The sequence below is a fragment of the Arsenicibacter sp. R0_47 genome (assembly GCF_057652235.1).
In genome coordinates, this window is the sequence record NZ_JBYFCJ010000004.1 from 529,607 (window position 1) to 547,069 (window position 17,463).

30 protein-coding genes and 1 tRNA gene are annotated in these 17,463 nt (G+C 37.1%); 30 read left to right on the top strand and 1 reads right to left on the bottom strand.

The features are described 5' to 3' along the window. Nucleotides 1–88 precede the first annotated feature (88 nt). The 30 genes from AC23NW_RS11170 (at nucleotide 89) to AC23NW_RS11315 (ending at nucleotide 16,095) form a co-directional block, all read left to right on the top strand. Nucleotides 89–265 carry a DUF1737 domain-containing protein gene (locus AC23NW_RS11170; protein WP_487449534.1) on the top strand — a complete coding sequence of 59 codons (177 nt, stop codon included), beginning with the start codon at nucleotides 89–91 and terminating at the stop codon, nucleotides 263–265. Beyond that, complete coding sequence (locus tag AC23NW_RS11175; protein WP_487449536.1) at nucleotides 262–1,098, top strand: hypothetical protein; 837 nt, start codon at nucleotides 262–264, stop codon at nucleotides 1,096–1,098. Before AC23NW_RS11170 ends, AC23NW_RS11175 begins: the two co-directional genes overlap by 4 nt. Further along, nucleotides 1,095–1,445, top strand: a complete 351-nt coding sequence (locus AC23NW_RS11180; RefSeq protein ID WP_487449538.1) for a KH domain-containing protein — start codon at nucleotides 1,095–1,097, stop codon at nucleotides 1,443–1,445. Before AC23NW_RS11175 ends, AC23NW_RS11180 begins: the two co-directional genes overlap by 4 nt. Nucleotides 1,446–1,667: 222 nt before the next feature. Beyond that, complete coding sequence (locus AC23NW_RS11185) at nucleotides 1,668–1,976, top strand: hypothetical protein (protein ID WP_487449540.1); 309 nt, start codon at nucleotides 1,668–1,670, stop codon at nucleotides 1,974–1,976. A 12-nt stretch (nucleotides 1,977–1,988) separates the two neighbouring features. After that, nucleotides 1,989–2,162 carry a hypothetical protein gene (locus AC23NW_RS11190; RefSeq protein ID WP_487449541.1) on the top strand — a complete coding sequence of 58 codons (174 nt, stop codon included), beginning with the start codon at nucleotides 1,989–1,991 and terminating at the stop codon, nucleotides 2,160–2,162. A 190-nt stretch (nucleotides 2,163–2,352) separates the two neighbouring features. Continuing rightward, a complete protein-coding gene (locus AC23NW_RS11195; RefSeq protein ID WP_487449543.1) occupies nucleotides 2,353–2,814 on the top strand; it encodes a hypothetical protein in 462 nt (153 codons plus the stop codon). Next, nucleotides 2,801–3,118, top strand: coding sequence for a hypothetical protein (locus AC23NW_RS11200; RefSeq protein WP_487449545.1), 318 nt, complete (start codon nucleotides 2,801–2,803; stop codon nucleotides 3,116–3,118). Before AC23NW_RS11195 ends, AC23NW_RS11200 begins: the two co-directional genes overlap by 14 nt. Nucleotides 3,119–3,220: 102 nt before the next feature. Next, entirely contained in the window at nucleotides 3,221–3,976 is a 756-nt protein-coding gene (locus AC23NW_RS11205; protein WP_487449547.1) for a hypothetical protein, read from the top strand. Nucleotides 3,977–4,118: 142 nt separating this feature from the next. Further along, nucleotides 4,119–4,574, top strand: a complete 456-nt coding sequence (locus AC23NW_RS11210; RefSeq protein ID WP_487449548.1) for a hypothetical protein — start codon at nucleotides 4,119–4,121, stop codon at nucleotides 4,572–4,574. 357 nt (nucleotides 4,575–4,931) lie between these two features. After that, complete coding sequence (locus AC23NW_RS11215) at nucleotides 4,932–5,183, top strand: replication/maintenance protein RepL (protein WP_487449650.1); 252 nt, start codon at nucleotides 4,932–4,934, stop codon at nucleotides 5,181–5,183. Continuing rightward, nucleotides 5,180–5,551: a hypothetical protein gene (locus AC23NW_RS11220; protein WP_487449549.1), complete on the top strand. Its 372-nt coding sequence runs from the start codon at nucleotides 5,180–5,182 to the stop codon at nucleotides 5,549–5,551. Before AC23NW_RS11215 ends, AC23NW_RS11220 begins: the two co-directional genes overlap by 4 nt. Nucleotides 5,552–5,993: 442 nt before the next feature. Further along, nucleotides 5,994–6,263, top strand: coding sequence for a hypothetical protein (locus tag AC23NW_RS11225; protein WP_487449550.1), 270 nt, complete (start codon nucleotides 5,994–5,996; stop codon nucleotides 6,261–6,263). Between the two features lie 55 nt (nucleotides 6,264–6,318). Beyond that, the gene (locus AC23NW_RS11230; RefSeq protein ID WP_487449552.1) at nucleotides 6,319–7,092 is read left to right on the top strand and encodes an MYG1 family protein; all 774 of its coding nucleotides are present in this window, start codon (nucleotides 6,319–6,321) and stop codon (nucleotides 7,090–7,092) included. Between the two features lie 83 nt (nucleotides 7,093–7,175). After that, nucleotides 7,176–7,249: transfer RNA gene (locus tag AC23NW_RS11235), tRNA-Arg, on the top strand. Nucleotides 7,250–7,490: 241 nt separating this feature from the next. Next, the gene (locus AC23NW_RS11240; protein ID WP_487449553.1) at nucleotides 7,491–7,757 is read left to right on the top strand and encodes a hypothetical protein; all 267 of its coding nucleotides are present in this window, start codon (nucleotides 7,491–7,493) and stop codon (nucleotides 7,755–7,757) included. A 473-nt stretch (nucleotides 7,758–8,230) separates the two neighbouring features. Beyond that, nucleotides 8,231–8,842, top strand: a complete 612-nt coding sequence (locus AC23NW_RS11245) for a hypothetical protein (protein ID WP_487449555.1) — start codon at nucleotides 8,231–8,233, stop codon at nucleotides 8,840–8,842. Between the two features lie 424 nt (nucleotides 8,843–9,266). Next, nucleotides 9,267–9,953 carry an SPFH domain-containing protein gene (locus AC23NW_RS11250; RefSeq protein ID WP_487449557.1) on the top strand — a complete coding sequence of 229 codons (687 nt, stop codon included), beginning with the start codon at nucleotides 9,267–9,269 and terminating at the stop codon, nucleotides 9,951–9,953. A 424-nt stretch (nucleotides 9,954–10,377) separates the two neighbouring features. After that, nucleotides 10,378–10,785 (top strand): hypothetical protein, encoded by a 408-nt coding sequence (locus AC23NW_RS11255; RefSeq protein ID WP_487449558.1) that lies wholly within the window; start codon nucleotides 10,378–10,380, stop codon nucleotides 10,783–10,785. Between the two features lie 12 nt (nucleotides 10,786–10,797). Next, nucleotides 10,798–11,082 (top strand): hypothetical protein, encoded by a 285-nt coding sequence (locus AC23NW_RS11260; protein ID WP_487449559.1) that lies wholly within the window; start codon nucleotides 10,798–10,800, stop codon nucleotides 11,080–11,082. Between the two features lie 101 nt (nucleotides 11,083–11,183). Beyond that, on the top strand, nucleotides 11,184–11,522 hold the full coding sequence (locus AC23NW_RS11265) for a hypothetical protein (protein WP_487449560.1): 339 nt from the start codon (nucleotides 11,184–11,186) through the stop codon (nucleotides 11,520–11,522). Then, a complete protein-coding gene (locus tag AC23NW_RS11270) occupies nucleotides 11,519–11,905 on the top strand; it encodes a hypothetical protein (protein WP_487449562.1) in 387 nt (128 codons plus the stop codon). The genes AC23NW_RS11265 and AC23NW_RS11270 overlap by 4 nt, the downstream gene beginning before the upstream one ends. A gap of 165 nt (nucleotides 11,906–12,070) precedes the next feature. Next, nucleotides 12,071–12,319 carry a hypothetical protein gene (locus tag AC23NW_RS11275; protein ID WP_487449564.1) on the top strand — a complete coding sequence of 83 codons (249 nt, stop codon included), beginning with the start codon at nucleotides 12,071–12,073 and terminating at the stop codon, nucleotides 12,317–12,319. Then, nucleotides 12,316–12,819: an NADAR family protein gene (locus AC23NW_RS11280; RefSeq protein WP_487449566.1), complete on the top strand. Its 504-nt coding sequence runs from the start codon at nucleotides 12,316–12,318 to the stop codon at nucleotides 12,817–12,819. The genes AC23NW_RS11275 and AC23NW_RS11280 overlap by 4 nt, the downstream gene beginning before the upstream one ends. Further along, a complete protein-coding gene (locus tag AC23NW_RS11285) occupies nucleotides 12,791–12,994 on the top strand; it encodes a hypothetical protein (protein WP_487449567.1) in 204 nt (67 codons plus the stop codon). The genes AC23NW_RS11280 and AC23NW_RS11285 overlap by 29 nt, the downstream gene beginning before the upstream one ends. Continuing rightward, the gene (locus AC23NW_RS11290; protein WP_487449568.1) at nucleotides 12,994–13,290 is read left to right on the top strand and encodes a hypothetical protein; all 297 of its coding nucleotides are present in this window, start codon (nucleotides 12,994–12,996) and stop codon (nucleotides 13,288–13,290) included. The genes AC23NW_RS11285 and AC23NW_RS11290 overlap by 1 nt, the downstream gene beginning before the upstream one ends. A 202-nt stretch (nucleotides 13,291–13,492) precedes the next feature. Then, entirely contained in the window at nucleotides 13,493–13,840 is a 348-nt protein-coding gene (locus AC23NW_RS11295; protein ID WP_487449569.1) for a hypothetical protein, read from the top strand. A gap of 24 nt (nucleotides 13,841–13,864) precedes the next feature. Continuing rightward, entirely contained in the window at nucleotides 13,865–14,188 is a 324-nt protein-coding gene (locus AC23NW_RS11300; protein WP_487449571.1) for a hypothetical protein, read from the top strand. Between the two features lie 15 nt (nucleotides 14,189–14,203). Beyond that, nucleotides 14,204–14,836, top strand: coding sequence for a DUF7487 domain-containing protein (locus AC23NW_RS11305; RefSeq protein WP_487449652.1), 633 nt, complete (start codon nucleotides 14,204–14,206; stop codon nucleotides 14,834–14,836). Between the two features lie 314 nt (nucleotides 14,837–15,150). Further along, entirely contained in the window at nucleotides 15,151–15,492 is a 342-nt protein-coding gene (locus AC23NW_RS11310) for a hypothetical protein (RefSeq protein WP_487449573.1), read from the top strand. Between the two features lie 171 nt (nucleotides 15,493–15,663). After that, nucleotides 15,664–16,095, top strand: coding sequence for a hypothetical protein (locus tag AC23NW_RS11315; RefSeq protein ID WP_487449574.1), 432 nt, complete (start codon nucleotides 15,664–15,666; stop codon nucleotides 16,093–16,095). A gap of 27 nt (nucleotides 16,096–16,122) precedes the next feature. Here the strand turns inward: AC23NW_RS11315 and AC23NW_RS11320 are convergent, their stop codons facing one another. Continuing rightward, nucleotides 16,123–17,328 (bottom strand): phage integrase SAM-like domain-containing protein, encoded by a 1,206-nt coding sequence (locus tag AC23NW_RS11320; RefSeq protein ID WP_487449575.1) that lies wholly within the window; start codon nucleotides 17,326–17,328, stop codon nucleotides 16,123–16,125. Between the last annotated feature and the right edge of the window lie 135 nt (nucleotides 17,329–17,463).

The window sequence follows — 17,463 nt, forward strand, 5'->3', positions numbered from 1 at the left end:
CAATTAATCAATCACAATTTACGGAATTAAATAACAAACCGTTGGTGGGGAAAGTAACATTTTCCTGCCACTTTTATCTGAAGAAATAGTGAACAGAAAAGCAGTAGCGTACGAGATTTTAAAGTATGACAATGCGTATGAACTAAACGCACAGGTTAAAAAATATATTTCCTACGGTTATGAACCGTGTGGAGGTCTTGCTGCAGTAGTTCTTCACGATAAAATTCAATTCATTCAGGCTGTTGTTAAATACGAATTAATATGAATCCCGAAGAAATTGTAAAACTCACACAGGTAGATCCGCTTTCACAGGCTGAAAGTGTTACCGGTAAATCCTATAAGCAGGATGAATTCACATCCTTTCTGGGTATGTCCATGCACATTCATCATGGTAAATATCTCGATGAGGTGCTTGCTAAAGCAGGTGATACTCGTTTACGGACTACAGTTGACGAATATATTGAAATTATCTCTGCAATCGGATTTCAACAGATTTACAAAAAAGAGTTCTATTCATCAAGTTCAAAAAAAGATGAAGCTTTTTATATCTGGTTTCATTATGAATATGGTATTCTGTTGAAATTTGATACGTTCTGGGGTCAGGAATCAGTTAACGGGGGTCATTTCTATTACAATTATTCTCCGGGCGAAACGTTTCTTAATTCTTCTTCAGGAAGTTACTGGATGAACAAAGGTCATCTTCGTTTTCTGAATGAGGATTTACTCACTGAATATTTCCCTGAAGATTTACCTGAGTTTGTAACATTAGGTGAAGATGAAGATTGGGAAACATATTCAAACCGGCATCAGATTTACATCAAAAATCTTACAGAAAAATACAATACAATTATTGCAGCCGGTAAACGAAAAGTGTGGATTGGTGATCATGATTGCAGAGAAGCACTGGTATCGAATATCAAACTAATGCTGGCAAACGGAAAATTCATTCCGAATTGGGTTGAACGTCCTTTCCTGTATCTGATTCATCACAGTCAACCATTGGGTATAGATGAATACAAGGATATTAATGAGCAGATAATCAGTCAGTTACCTGAACAGGTTCGTAAACAGATTACACCAACGCTTTCACAATCATGAGCTACAGAACATTTAAACTTCGTTTATCCCGTCACTGGTTAATCGTACGGTTAACCGAAACATGGAAAGTATTAACGGAAGATCATTACATTGATCCTTCCTTTAATACGTGGCTGCGTAATTTTTATGAATATTATATGCAGGACACGTGCGCAATGCGTTTTTTTGTTGATGTTCGTGTGAAGTATACTCCTAGTGTATTCTCAGTAAAAATTACTACAAAACGTCCGAGTTTACTGATTGGTAGTTACGGTGAGGATCTTGATAAACTCAAACATCAGATGGAAGACCGGTTCCCCGGTAAAATTATTGACATTCAGATTATCGAACATAAATACTGGGGATGAAAAAGTTATCACTGACTGATAGTATTCTCTTCAGCAATCAGGTAAACGAAATACTGCAGCAACGACCGTATCTGCGAACAGGTCAAACCATGTTCAATACACTCTGGATCCGTCATCCGCAGCTTGCTGAAAAAATACGCGCTACTCCGCTGGATCCTTTTTTTCAGGATAACAGAATACCTTATTTTCTTCAGGAAATTATGGACGAGAAAAGTTTGTATTATGTCCGCAATAAAAAGTTGTTTCCCTCAGAATGTTTTCTTTAGTAAAGCAGAAAATGTTCTGTTTTACGTGGTTGGTTACAGATCACATTCGCTTATTAAAGAATTCATAAGACAGCTTGAAAAAGATGTTGTTGAATTCTCGGGAGTTGCACGGTTTGATGTGGATACTGTACAGTTTACAGAAATCCATACATCACGACGGTACAAACACATGTTTGTTTTATGGGTAAAAAATCCTACAGAAGTTTCTCCGGAAGTTTTCCAGATTGGTGAAAACTGGGATATGTGGAAATGGCTTGAATATTAACTTTTTAAACGTATGCGTTACATTATTCAGATTCGGTTTAAGAATTCCTTTCAGGTGTGGGATATTGAAGAACCCGCAAAAACACTTAAAGAAGCCCGTACGTATGTATCCTCAATGGATAACACCGTAAGTAAAGCACAACTGTTTGACACGGTTAAAAATGTTGTTCGTGAAGTGTGGGTATGATCCGGACTCATCAGCAATACACAGATGCACTTAACCGGTATGAAGATCTTCTCAAAAAGATCAACACGTTATCGCTTGCAGAACTTTCAGAAATGCAGCGTTTAGAGATTCAGATTGATGTATATCAACAGGAATCCGAAGAAGCACTTATGGATTACGATTGTTACAATCCTTTTATTTCCGAAGACTAATGATTGAAAACGAGAAACCCAGTGAACGTATCCGGTATGCTGTTGAAGCCTTACAGGAAGTACTTGACGGTAAAGTTCCGAATGTAAAACCGTGTATGGTAATGTTTCATAGTTTTTTTGGTGAACCATGTACTTGTTATTCATGTTTGGGTGGAATTGCTGCTATTAAACGGTATAATCTTGATTTGGTTTTACTGGAAAAGCATATTGAAGAATATGATCACAGCATACGTTTCACCGATTCCCTGAACGTATTTAACAGTTCAATAGGAAGTTACGAACGATCATTAGATTGCGCAAGAATCGGACATATTGCTGCCATGTTTGCCGAAATGGGTTTGGATTCTGATGAAGGAAGTTTGTTTGATCAGGAAATGGCGGAATTTGATAAAAACAATCCACAACCATTTATCAATGATTTATTAAAACTCGCACAAGATCTGGAAGATGAAGGATACTAAAGTTGTTATTTTTCCACAGGTACATCTGGCTTCACTCCCGGTTGTCAGATACACTATTAAAATCGGAATACCTACGATTAATGAAAGAATTTTAGAAGTATTCCGACAGGATGACGTTAAATTATTGGGAGAAAACTTCACTCCGGTGTGGGGTACACAAGTAGGACGGTATCGTTTCAGAACATGTATTTCACATAATTTTGAAACACCACAGGAAGCTCTCGAATTTGGAATTGCAGAATTCAATAAAGTTTACAGACCACAACCGGAATACGTCAATGGTGCTGCTCTGATAACCATTTAAAATTGCATTGTATTTACTGTAATGTAGTAAACCACATTTGCCATGTGGATGTGGTTTCTTTTTTTCTTAAATCTCTCACTCACAATTAATTACAACAATCACATGTCAGAATTTAAAAGCTTCAAGAAAGCGGTGCAGGATCGCTTTACAATGTTTGTTTCACAAAACCGTCCGTTGTTTATTTCGAAAGCAGAAGGAAACTTTCTGTTTGATCTGTATCTAGATTCGTTCCCTGAAGAAGAACGTCAGGGTTACAACTGTAACTGCTGTAAATCATTTATCCGTCATTACGGGATTATTGTAACGGTAAATCCCGAAACCTACGCAATTGAAACACTCTGGGATGTTGAAACCGGTATTGCCGAATTTGATCATGTAGCGAAAGAAATGAATACGCTGGTATCTTCATACGGTATCCGTGATCGTTTCTTTATTGATTTTGCAGGTTTGGGAACAGATTTCAACGTAGCACAGCAGGAAGATGGTTCTGTTGTTACGTGGAACCACTTTTATTTCAAATTACCTGCTGCTTACGTAAGCTCTGCCAGTTACAATAATTCACTGGATGCGATGCGGGGTACTGCACGTGATAAGCGGAATGTGTTCAAACGGGGGCTGGATGATATTTCAGTCGATACGGTTGATACCGTAATTGATCTGATTCAGCAGAATTCAGTATACCGGGGAAATGAATTCCTGAATATGGTAACACAGTTTAAAAATGCGAAAGCAGCGGTTAAACGTCAGGAACGTAAACGTCTGCTGGAAAAAATCGCAGAAAAACAGAACGAACAATACAACGCAAAATCGCTCGAAGAGCTGGAAAAAGCGTTGGAAGCTCTGGATAAGGAAGAATAAATTACCTGACGGGAACACAATCGGGAAACCGGTTGTGTTTCTTTTTACCAAACAAACGTATATACCATGACGTTAATTGAATCCTGTTTATTTTTTGCGATGTGTGTTATCGCTGTATTTGTTGTAACCCAAACGTATCTCAATGAAAGATCTGACCAGAAAGCAGCTCAGAACGCTGTTGATTGAAACAGATAACTGGGAAAAGAAACCACGGCACGTGCTTGGTATCATTCGTTCTATGGGGTTTCCTCTTGCCGTAGAAGAACTTTCGTATTTTATTGATGTGTTTATACCGCAACAGCAGAAACGTGCTGAAATCGAAGAAAAACAACGACAGCAGGAATACTTCCGTAAATGTCAGACAGGAGAGATTAACGGAAAGTATACACCAATACGTGTAGATGGTACGTTTAATGCAGCTACAGTCCCTCAGATTGGTAAAATCTATCATCTTTCGTGGGCATTCAAAGCAGCCCACTTCAGACTGGTACGGAAAGATCCCGATGGTATCCACGGATATGTAGATAATCCGGTACATAAACGTCCTGAACCAATGAAAATTCTGCTGGCTGATCTGTATGAAAAACGTAAACGTTAAACAACTGGTTTTCAGAGTTATTCTGGAATACAATGTACATGTGCTGCATTTTCTGACCATTGTTTTCTGATTCACGCGCACGTGTAGCTATAGCAGATATAGCAGTATATCCGGATTAATCAGTTAATCATTGTTTCATCTCCTGAAATTTAATTAGTATATCTGGATTATCTGGTAATACCAGTATAATACGGGGCTTGGAACGCGAGAAAAAATGCTCTATAGGAACCCCTTTTTAACCGGTTGATTTTCAATTTATTACAAAACCTGAAATTTACATGTTACTCACTAGGAGTTACATCTGTATTGTCAAGCATTATTTCTGATTTTTTCTTGTTTTCTGAAAAAGATTGTTTGATGGATATTCGGTTATTATTGTATCTTTGCAACCGGATGAATGACGATAACACAGTCATCATCAATGCAGGGATAATAAAGCGGTTTATCTCTCATTCAGCGGCCCGTACACATGTGTTTGTAGGAAACAGCACAGTATATCAATCTCTCAAATCTCTCAGGGAAAACAACGCAATCAAAAGGATTTCGCGTGGTTCCTATCTAATCAATCCAATCTTCGCGTCATTACGCAACAATCAAACAATTTTATGAACATTCTATCACTTACCGGCACTTTCGGATGTACTTCCATTCCTGTTATTTCATTTGAAACCTGTGAAACATTCCGGTATGACGATGAAACACTGTCAACCAACCTCATTGTTGTTGACGAAGAAGATTTCTCCAATGTAATTAAAGAACTGCATTTTGCGGGAATTCCTGCTTTCGGAAATCTGTTCGCCAGACATTCACCGAATCCTGACGGCAGATCACGCGGAATGATTCTGGTTAATCTGGAAGATGTTAATTACAAACTGGAACCTGCTCCGCAGCCCGAATCACCGCTTGCATTAATGGTGGTAAGTTTAGATTCAGCTACATCATTTTTCGGTGCTGATGTATGTCCTCGTTTGATGTAATCCGGGATCAGGAACTGGATTTATTTATTGAAAAGGTGAATAAATCCCTCAATGAGGGATTTACTCTTCACGGTACGATGATCGTAGATGGTTCCTACTACGTACAGGCTATTGTGCGAACGCAAACCACAATCAGTAAAAGCGTAAAAACTACCAATAGATCATATCACATGCGAACAGAATGAAACTCATCAATAACTGGTTACTCCGTAACAACAATTTCGCACATCTTTTTATTCTGATCATTTACATTTTCACAGCAGGTCAGTTTCTGGAAGGAGATTTACCCGTTTACAAACAAATCAGTTTGTATATCTGTCTGCTGTTGAGCATTCTTGTAGCTAAGGGAGTATCCCTGAAAGACAGAATATTAAACGGTCATCTCTATTTATTCTAATAGTACAACTAAAGCAAGTTTACAACCCTTTTAAATTTCAACACTATGCAAAACGTACAGGCAACCACAGCAACACCCGCAATCCGTCAGTATTCAACCCTTTCACAACTGGTTGATCAGTATTGTGCAGAAGTAAATTACAATGCACTGGTAACGATGATCAATGATCACATCTTTTACGGGTATCCTGTACCTGTTCCTGCTGAAATGTATCACCGGATTGAAACACGTTTGCGTGATCACGAAGTGGCCTATAACGCGAAATCAAAGCGGTACGTTATTACAGCACCAGAACGGGTAGCTGCATTTGCTTAATTAATGTTTCACGGTGTACGTATCATCCGGTACGTACACTTTTTTTATAACCCGTATGAAGACAATTTCAAAAATTATTACCCATGCCGGTCAGTTCCATGCGGATGAAGTAACCGCCGTTGCTTATCTGTTGCTGATGCTGAATATTGATTTTTCGTTTGTTGAACGGAAAAACACCGTTACGGAAGAAGAACTGAATGATCCGGAAATTCTTATTCTGGATATTGGCCGTCAGTATAATCCGGAACTGATGAATTTTGATCATCATCACGATCCTGAATTACCGGCATCGAACGTACTTTTGTTACGGAATACGCTTCCTGATTGTTTTTTACGTGAACAGGTGGAAAAACATTTATTTCTGCCGATTTCAGATATAGATACAGGAAAAGTACAGTGTCCGGAAGCGTCATTTAATTCGGTTATCCGTTCATTTAATATTTACGGAGATCAGGGATTTTATGATGCAGTTGCACTGTCTGCGAGCGTAATTGCTACGTATATGAGTAATGCTGAAAAAGCAGAAAAAGATAAGGAAACGTGGGATTCACTGGAACGTGTTTTACCGAATACATGCGTATATCACGGTACTGATGTACTGCTTAACTGGAAGGAATATGCCTATCGGGATGACATTATTTACCTTATCACACCGAGTCAACGTGGTGGTTATCAGGTGATTTCAAGAAACTCACAGGAGAATCAGGTTCCTGTTGATGAAACGCAGACGTTCCGGCACAATTCAGGATTTCTTGCAGCATATAAAACGTATGAAGATTGTTTTGAATCCATGCGTAATTTTCTTGCAGTAACCGAAATTCCTGCTTAAAATATTACATTTTTGATCATAATTAAATTACCATGTGCACCTTTGATATATGGTAATTTTTCTTTACTTTTGACTAACAATCCGGGGGTATAATTCAACTGGATAGAATGTTCGCCTTCTAAGCGAATTGTTACAGGTTCGAATCCTGTTACTCTCACAAGTGCTATCTCTCAGGTAGTATTTAATGGTGTGGATATAGTTAGATTTCCCACTGGTAATGCCGGTGGGAAATTTCTTCTTCGCTTCACAAATTTTCTTCATAATCATGTATTATCTCGCAAAATATGAAGATCCTTCAGGATCAGTTAAAATAACTCCTGTTTGTGCGTACGGAATGACTCATGCTATATCCCAGTTAAGCTACAGATACATTTACTTTATCCGCAAAATTTCCAAAGATGACTACGAAGAATATCGAACAGGTTCAGGAAGAACTTCAATACGTAAAACCGGCTCCGCAATTTCAGGTTCTGAGTTATTATTCCGCCTTAAACGGATGGATTAAAAATGATGATGAAGAACGGTTTGAAACCGATAATATTGAACAGATTATTCACATAACGGAAGATATATATCTTGTTCATTTATCGTCAACATCTGATTATGATTGCTTTATGTTTGTAAAAGCAGAAACCGATATGGATTTCTCATCAGTCACCAAATAAATCCAACAACTGTTTATGTGAACCAGAGATCAAAACAGGGATACTCGTAGAAGAGCTACGTTGGTAAGGGGGTAGCGGGTGCTACCCTCTTTTTTTTGTTTAATTAAAACCCAAATTACACATGTTCAGTAATTATTATCTAAATACTGGATTGATCTGGATTGCGTCCTGTACATTTTTTTATCTGGTAGTAAGCATGATTTACAATGTGCGGTACTATTCAAGGTATCAGGATATGTACTACGTAATCCGCAACAAAAAAAAGTTCTACAAAGACGGAGATTTCCTGTTGTTACAACCACTAAACGCAAAAGATCACCGGAGTTTATTTTTCTGGGATAGTAAACTCAAATGCGGTCATCTGGATTACGGCGGATCTATGCCAAGCTACCCCAACCTGCTATTTGATCCGGTACAGTATTTCTGGTGGCGTAAATTCAATAATTTCTTCAAACATTTACCTGAACATCAAATTGAAACAACAACGAATTAAAACACGGAACACATATCCGGATTTTGCAGTGTTTGCCTGTTCAGCACACGCAAAATATATGAAAAATTATGGAGATAATCTTCCGTATTCCTTTCATCTGCGAATGGTAAAACAAGTAGCTGAAGATTTCTTTTATCTGCTGCCACCAAATCTTTATGAAACGGTTGTATACGATCATTATTCACGTGAAGTAGAAGACAACACTGCAGATGTAATTTTCGCAGCATGTTATGGTCATGATCTTATTGAAGATAGTTGTGCCAACTACGCAGAAGTGTTTGATAAATCTGATAAAGATGTTGCAGAAATATGCTTTGCGTGTACCGATGTACGGGGGAGAAACCGTAAAGAACGACACGGTGGTGATTATTTTGATGTGTTGAAAAATACACCAGGTGCTGTATTTGTAAAACTGTGTGACAGAATTGCAAATATCCAGCATTCATGCCGAATGGAAAATTGGGGAAAAATTGATATGTATAGATCTGAGCATGAAGCATTTAAATCTCAGGTGTATACAGAAGAACTTAAACCAATGTGGGATTACATGGAACTTTGTTTTACTAACATTAAAAATGGAATTTATTCGTAGACACCCTCTCAAATTCATCAGTATATCTATTCTGTTTCTGATAGCATTGTACATGATTTATGCAGGTATCGCGGAACAGGAAAAACATACGGGTGTATTCGGTATTCTCATCTTTTGTTTAACTATTATTTTTTCAACCAATCCTTTAAAATCACGCAACAATGTCAAACAAGATTCTTAGCGGGTATCTTACAGTGATGTTAACCATTATTGCAGTTACATTATTATGGTTTATTGACAGTCATGTATACACCGCTTTCACAGCAGGTAATTACGCTTACTACCAAACGTCTATCGGTACTGTAATCGCATTAATCGGGGTACTCACCTTCAATCTGTGGGTTAGTTATCTTATTTACAAGATGATCAAACGCACTTTTTTTTAATTTTCTCATTTTCAACACATTTCAAACTTTTTATTTTTATGAAAAATCTGTTTTTAGCAATCTGTCTGCTAATTGGTGCTGCTGTATTTCAATCGTGTGATTATGCACACGCAAACGTCACTACACTTATCACTGATAATTGTGGTGTTACATGGAAAGTAATTCGTGCCGGAGAATCAATTCCAAAATCTGTAGTAGGTGCCTGTCACTACAAAGTAACCATTCCGGATTATCCGATGCAGGGTGAAACTAAATTCAAAGGAATGTTTGCCGGTAGTGTGCTTACAGAGCTGGATATTGCGTACGATTATGAAATCATTGATCCTGTTGCGTTTATCGGAGAAGCTAAATATCTGGGGAAAGCGAACACCGATGGTGGAGACAGTACAAACAGTACTGCATTTGAAATGGCAGAAAACAATGTGATTGATAAACGGATCAAAGAAATTGTTCGTAATCTGGTAGGACACGAAAATGTAATTGATTTTTCTCCGTCTGATTTTGAAGATAAGATTACACCGAAAATAAACGAATTATTGCGTAAATTAGGGATTCAAATCACAGCTATTTCACTGGTTCCTATTTATGGAGAACAAACATCGCAAGCTATTGACGTTGCTACAGCAAACAAGATTTACAGCAGCAATGGATTAGCTGATGTAGGTAAAGCAATCATGACCGCACGTGCGGGTGCTACTAAAATCGAGATAAAAGATAAGGAATAAAAAATCCCCCACCGGTTTTACTCAGTGAGGGACCAATATTGAAGTGATATTAGCTTTCGAACTTTTATCATACCGAGTTCCTGATTCTGCTACTCTTGCATCAGGTGATCGACCAGCTCTTCTGGCAGAGATTAAAACCTCTCAGCTAACTCGAATGCAAACCTAACAGAAAGATTTATTTGTTGGTTCCATTCGTCATTAAATGTTTATTAAACGGTACCGTGTTTACAGTAAACCTAAAAAGTATTTTTGGTTACTTAATATTTACAAATCTGTTTTCCAAGTAAACATTTTGTAGGATTCCAACAATATTTTATCTTTTTTAAGTAGGTTTGGCGCATTTGTATGTATATTTCTGGGAATATGATACTAGCAAGTAAAAGATAAAACCCACTTACTGAAACATTTTTTACACTAACTAATCATGCTCACTAAAATTTCTAAGCTTGACGAAAAAAAATGGAACGTGAATGGTACTGCGTACTCAATTGACGATTTATCCCACGAATTCAGTAAGAAACTGCTGGCGAAAGTGGAAAATCTGATGATTCCGGATCAGGAACGTAAGATTGAAGATCTGAAAATTGCTATGCAGAATTCTGAGAACAAGCTTTATGCGATGCGTGCGATGGTGGCAGAACTTAAACAGCGGTATCATGAAACGGCACCGGTTGTTAAGCTGTACAATACGCAGTATCCTGAAACAGTTTCTCCGATCAACGTACCCGGTACCATAGCAAATCAGTTAATTCGTTCAGGTTTCTGGAGCCTTGTACCAGAAAAGATTTCACACTTTGTTTACAAGGAGGAAAAAATTGTTGAACTCGTTTAAATTTTAATCACAATGCAGGTCTTACGTATTGATGGTGAATGGCGTATTAATAATATTTCTATCCATGACCCCAACGTTTCCGAAGAAACAATAAACGAATGGGGATATTTTCTGTACGACCACAGAGCATCAAACCCCCATTTAGAAGAACCTTATCAAATCGTTCTCAATCGTCAATATGAATTACAATCAAATGTAGTACTGCATCACGTTAATCATAAAGATGTGACACTTACAGTTCCTTCATTGATTGCTGCCGGATTGATTGAATCCGCAGAATGGATACGAACAGAATAAAACGTATATAGGGGAGGGTTAGCTCTCCCCTATTAAAAAAGTTTTGTTTCTAATAGAAAAGATACTAAACTTACATACAAATAACTATACAAGTAGGAAGGATGATTACTGAATCTCAGTTTAAAGCAATCCTCGATAAAGCATCTCGTACCGATAAACTGGAAAACTCACTGCTCTACGCTTTATCAGAAGATGAAAAGGATAATGTTGTAAAATATCTTATTCATCAGAAAAAGCCGGTGTATCACGCAGTAGTGTTAGCTATCCACGAAAAAGTACTCAACGCTCATGGATATGTGTTTAGTTACACGCACACAAACGGAATTGCATTCCGGTGTACTGAAGCACAACGATTAAGATTACAAAACGTTAGAAATGAAGCTGTTATACGACAGCAACGAAGAAACATCCGTCAATTTTACAAAGAAAACTTTCCATGATTGATCCTATCGCACTAAACGTTTTCAAAGATTTTCTACAGCAGAAACTGGATCCGGAATGGCTTTCGGTTTATTATCCGCTTAATGAAGAAAATTTACCGGAGTTTTTATTCGAAAAAGTTCGTTACGGATTAAAACCGGTTAAATCAGAACAATTTTTCAGTTCAAGTGTATCGTCAACCCGCAGATTTGTGTATGCAATTGATGATGAATTTATTGAAATAGTTGTAAGTAAAAAAAATTCATATGTTTACGAAATACTTAACGTGTATTACGTAAAACCTGTTCAACTTCCGGTAACGGTAACTGAATACGAAACTCAGGAATCCTCTTTGTTACGGGCAGAACAACGGATATTAGACGGAATAGCACAATTAGCATGATTACATTCCTGATTATCTGGTGGGTAATTGGATTTGTATCCATATTATCAGCGTTTGAATTTCTTTGTGAATACAAAATCCCCAACTCGTTTGATTTCATATTCATGGTATCTGCTGCCTTTGGTGGTTTAATTACCACGTATGCAATTTTCCGGGTAATGAACCATGAACTCCGAATCAAGAAAAGCAACTCCGAAGCAACAGGAATTTCTACAGGAAATCACAGACCATCTGAACTTTTATAAAGATGGAAATGATTTGAATTCTCCTTCACACTGGAGTGAAAACAGCATTAAAGCACAATTATTACAGGAAAAATATTTTCCGGAAGCAACATCTGATGCATTACGCACAGAGGGTGAAATTTGTGAATTGCTGGATAACGTCTTAACTATTGTACGTAAAATTAAATGATAGATCCTTCACAGGATGGTATCACTCACGTAAACGTATACTCTAAAGCGAAAACGGAGTTGGGCCGGTTACTCAGTAATTTTGCTCATACTCCGTTTACCTATCGTAATGTACGATTTGCTTCTGTAGAAGCATACTGGTATTACTGTGGACTGTATACCGTACTTTGTTATAATCCCCTTCAAAAAGACGATCTGCTGAACGATCTCGATAAGTTGAGGGTATTGCATGGTGCTGATGCAAAAACGTTTGGAAGAGCTTTAAACGATAAATATCAATGTTACGGTTTACAGCCTGATAAAGCTCGTCTTACCATTGTATACAAACAAAAACTGTTGGAAAATCCCCGGATACACCAACTTCTGCTACAAAACACACTCCCACTGGCTCATTATTACGTGATGAACAACAAGGTAGTTGATGCATCAAAGTATCAATGGACTGTTGATCTGTGGGATGAAATAAAAAACAATGAAAATAACAACAACAGGAAAACATAAAGTAATTCCTAAACTGTGGCCTGAAAAACATACGGGTGAATATTTGGGAATCATTTATAATCCTCGCATTGCTAATCAACATTTACAAAATATTTCAGCTCGATGGAATAAAGACGGGGTTTTTCTTAATTGGGATAACCCTGATTATAACATTAACAATAAATTTCTGAAATAATGGAAATAATCTGCATTAATGATACATATCCCGCAGGATATGCTGAGTTCTACCGTGAACACGGTGTGACTACACCTATAAAAGATAAAATCTATACGGTACGTGAAATCCGCAAAAACGCTGTAGATGGACGAACCGGTATTCTGCTTAACGAAATACAGAATCCCGAAATACCGTACAAGCATCCTGTAATGGGTGGTGTAATGATGGTTGAACCTTCATTTAATCTTACACGGTTCACCACGTTGCTCGGACAACCCGTACGCAAGGAAGAATTTGAACTGGAAAACGTATGAGTACACACCCGAAAGAACCTCAGTTGTATACTTGTTCTTTTTGTGGTAAACAGGAATTGGGAAAACCATATTCAGTTTTAAAGAACCCGTCTCCTGATTTGAATCCTGTGGTAGCATTAAGACCTGTAGGGTGGGATTGGGATATAGTTCCTGTAGTATTCAGAGATAGCTGGAGTTGTGGTTGTCATAAATTTAATAAAACATGAAACTTACATTTGAATCCAAAGGAGATCTTACTGTTAACGGAATTCATTACAATGATGTTACGGATGCCAGTGTAGCAGGACGTAATGTTACTGTAAACGGTAAGGTTGTTTCTGTTGTAACTGAAGGTAGTCCTTTAAACATCAGGGTTACGGGTGACGTAAAAATGTTATCAACCAGTTCCGGAGATATAATTGTGAACGGAAACGTAAACATGCTTGGAACAGCAAGTGGTAACGTGCGCTGCAATAACGTCTCCGGAGATGTATCAACAGCTTCAGGAGATGTACACGTGGTTACGGTTAACGGTAATGTTTCCACTAAATCAGGAGACATATACAAATGAAATGATTAAAACAAAACCTAATTTATGATTGGTCTGATTGACGAAATAGTTGAAGTAAAAATTGTAAATCAAAATATTAATTATTATCGTAACAAAGGTTTTCAATGTAATACCGGAGATACTCTTACGATAAACAGCAGTTTATTGCCTACAAAATCTTTACAAATTGTTACAGCATCTTGTCAGATATGCAAAAAAATTTGTAAGATTCCATTTCGTCAATATAATAATTGTAAATTAGGTTTTGTTTGTTCTAGTAAATGTAGACATAAACGTAACTCTGATAAATTATTTGAAACACAAGGAATATTAAACATTTCTCAACTAGACAAAGTAAAGATTGCTTGAAAAAAATCAAACACTATTCGGTATGGTGTTAATAATATTTCTCAATCAGTTCAAGTTAGACAAAAAATAATAAAAACTTTAAACGAAAAATATAACGTATCTAACGTATCGTCAATTCCAGAAGTAATCGAAAAGAAAAAAATTAATTCTTTAGAAAAATTTAACTCTGAGTATCCTATTACTTCTTTAATCGTTAAGAAAAAAATTCAAAATACTCTAATAAATAAGTATGGTGTAGAAAATGTATCACAACTATCTCACATTCAAGACAAAAAAATTACATCAGCTATTAAAACTAAAGAAATCACTTTACCCAGTGGTAAAACAATAAAATATCAAGGATATGAAAATTTTGCAATTTGGGACTTACTTAAAAATTTTACAGAAAATGAATTAATAATTGGAAATCAAGAAATAGAGAAGTTGACAGGTAAAATATTTTATAATTACGAAAACAAAAAGAAAAGATATTTTCCTGATATTTTTATACCAAAAGAAAATAAAATTTTGGAAATAAAATCAACTTTCACTGTCACATTAAATCCAAATCTTATTTTAATGAAACGAAAAGCCGTTATTGATCATGGATTTATTTACGAACAACGTGTTTATGATTCAAAAGGAAATCTAAAAGACATTTCGTATTAAACGGATTAATCTGAATGAAACCTTTAATTCGACCACCAAATGAAAACCAGATTACTTACCCGAATTCGCAAAGACTGGAAAATTCTTCCACCAACAGATCGTGATAGAGGTTCGTTTCAAGAATTTTTCGCAAAACCACTACGGAAAAACAAACGGTACGTAACAGCACCAACACTCTGGTTACTTCTTTTTCAGATTCTCAAACAGTATGCGTTCGGGAAAAAATTAGTTGAAAAAAATTCTCTGAAATTTCAGGAAAACCACTGTCGTAAACACCGTACACCTAAAGTAGATGTACTTCGCACGTTAATTTTATGAGTCAGGAACTACTAACCATCGAAACAATCCGCAAGACTGTTGAGGAACTGTTTGCTGATCTGGAAAAAATCACAGGTATTCCGTATGAAAAAATTGCGGATAAAACCGATAGGTATGATCAGTTTGTAACCGAAAAAGCATCGTTATCTACCGATAAACTGATCGAACTACATGCTGAAGCAATTCATCAGAAACGAAGATTTGTTCACAAACATCAATTCGAACACGCTGCATACTTACGTAGTCTGGAAAAAATGTACGAGTATACAATCCAACAACGCATCAGTAAAAACAATGAAAAAAATCCTGCTTTTGTTAACAATCCTGCTAATCAGTAGTTGCGGATCCCGTAATGTGAATGTCAGGATTCCTGATTCATCAGATCAGGTTCGGTTTGATTATGTAATGGACAAACGTACAAACCTGTGTTTTGCTGAACGGGGATCAGGAAAAAGCTATAGTTTTACCTGTGTTCCCTGTGATAGCGTTTTACATCTAATCAATCAGTAATGGATATATACTACAATGAAAATCAACTATCAGTTATTATCTTAACTGATAATGATTTTGATCAACGAACTGAGTTTAAGGGTAATATAAATGAACTCACTTTGTATCATTTTACCGGTACCGGACTAAATAAAGAACTAATCCGTAAATCCATGCATATTATTTACATGGGTAAATTAGGTTTAAAAACTTTAAAATGTAGGTATGGTAATTTTAATCCGGCTACTAACGCAGGAAAAATTGAACATGACGATTTAGTTAAATTGCTTTTACGGGAAACACCAAATTTTACCATCTTTGATCGTTTGATGTTATCTAAAGCAGGTAAGTACACACAACAGGGATGGTTGTGGGATGCTGTAAGTGTGTCAAAATTAAAGGATAGTGAATTGTTGCGTTTGTATCAGGATTGTAAAGACAGCTGGAAATGAAAAAAAGGGAGTAAAACTCCCCTTTCTTTATAACACCTGATCAATCACATCATCCAGCTCATTGTTCGAGAATGATTTCAGATAAATCTTTGTGGTAAGTTCTGTATCATGCCCCAACATTTCGCTGATTACTGATATGCTGATACCTTTCCTGTAAAGGATCGTAGCAAATGAATGCCGTGCTACGTAGGTAGTAAGATGTTCGGTAATCCCCTGCTTTCTTCCGATAGCCTGAATCCGCTGGTTGAGTTTACGGATCATCCGGTTAATCCGGAAATGAATTGCTTCTTCATCTGTATGTGACCGGGAATCCAGCAGCGGAAACAGGTACTTATTCCCGAAACGTTCTTTTTCGTACCGCTGGATAATGGCTTCAGCAGGTGGAATCAGCTTCATTGAATAATGCTTCTGTGTTTTTGAACGCTGGTAGATTAACCTGCCGTTATGAATGTTCTCATCAGTAAGCAGCGCAATATCTTTCAGGTTTATCCCTCTGCAGTAAAAACTGAACAGAAATACATTCTGGGCCAGCTCTTCCAGATAGGATTTTGATTGATATGCTTCAAACTTCTGGATTTCTTCATAGGTGATTGCCCGTTTTGCTGTTTCAATCTTGTGAAACTTGCTGAACGAATAATCTGTAAACGGATACCAGTCACGTGAGATTTTACGCTCTTTGATGAGGTTGTTGCACAACGTACGCAGGTTCCTCAGATACGTATGGATGCTGTTGGGTGATACACCCTGTTTTACCAGATGATACTCCCATTCCTGAACAAACTTCAGATTGATCTCCTGAAATGTTACCTTTTCATCCCTGAATTTCTTCAGCTGTGATAGTATGGTTTCAAAGTTTCCTGCATACTTAACCTTACCGGTTTTCCGCAAATGCTGGATATGTGCGGATAAGTAGGGGAACAAGGGTATTAACTCTGCGGGAGAAGAATCGTTTGTCTTGATTTTGAGGAGCTTAATTGCATCTTTCGGAGAATGACCGTCATTCAGAAACCGCATAATCTTACTCCACGTGTTCGTTAAATCTTCCATTATCCCCTTGTACATGGGGTGATGAGATTTAAGTTTACCCGCTTTTTCATCCCAATGACCGGGTAAAACCTTGTGTTTTGTTGTAAGATACGTGTGCTTTCGGTTCTGCGTGATACGCATCATGATTGTTTGTTCCTTCGAATTAACCGAATCAGAACGAAGCACGAACTTGATAGAAGCGTTCATGAGTGTAACATTTGTAAAACATGATTGTAAATAACCTTGCTTTTCTATTGCTAACTCATTGATTTTCAGAGAGCAAATTCTTCCTTCTAAGAAGGCGGTCTTTGGTTCGAATCCAAACGGGATCACATTTCTGAA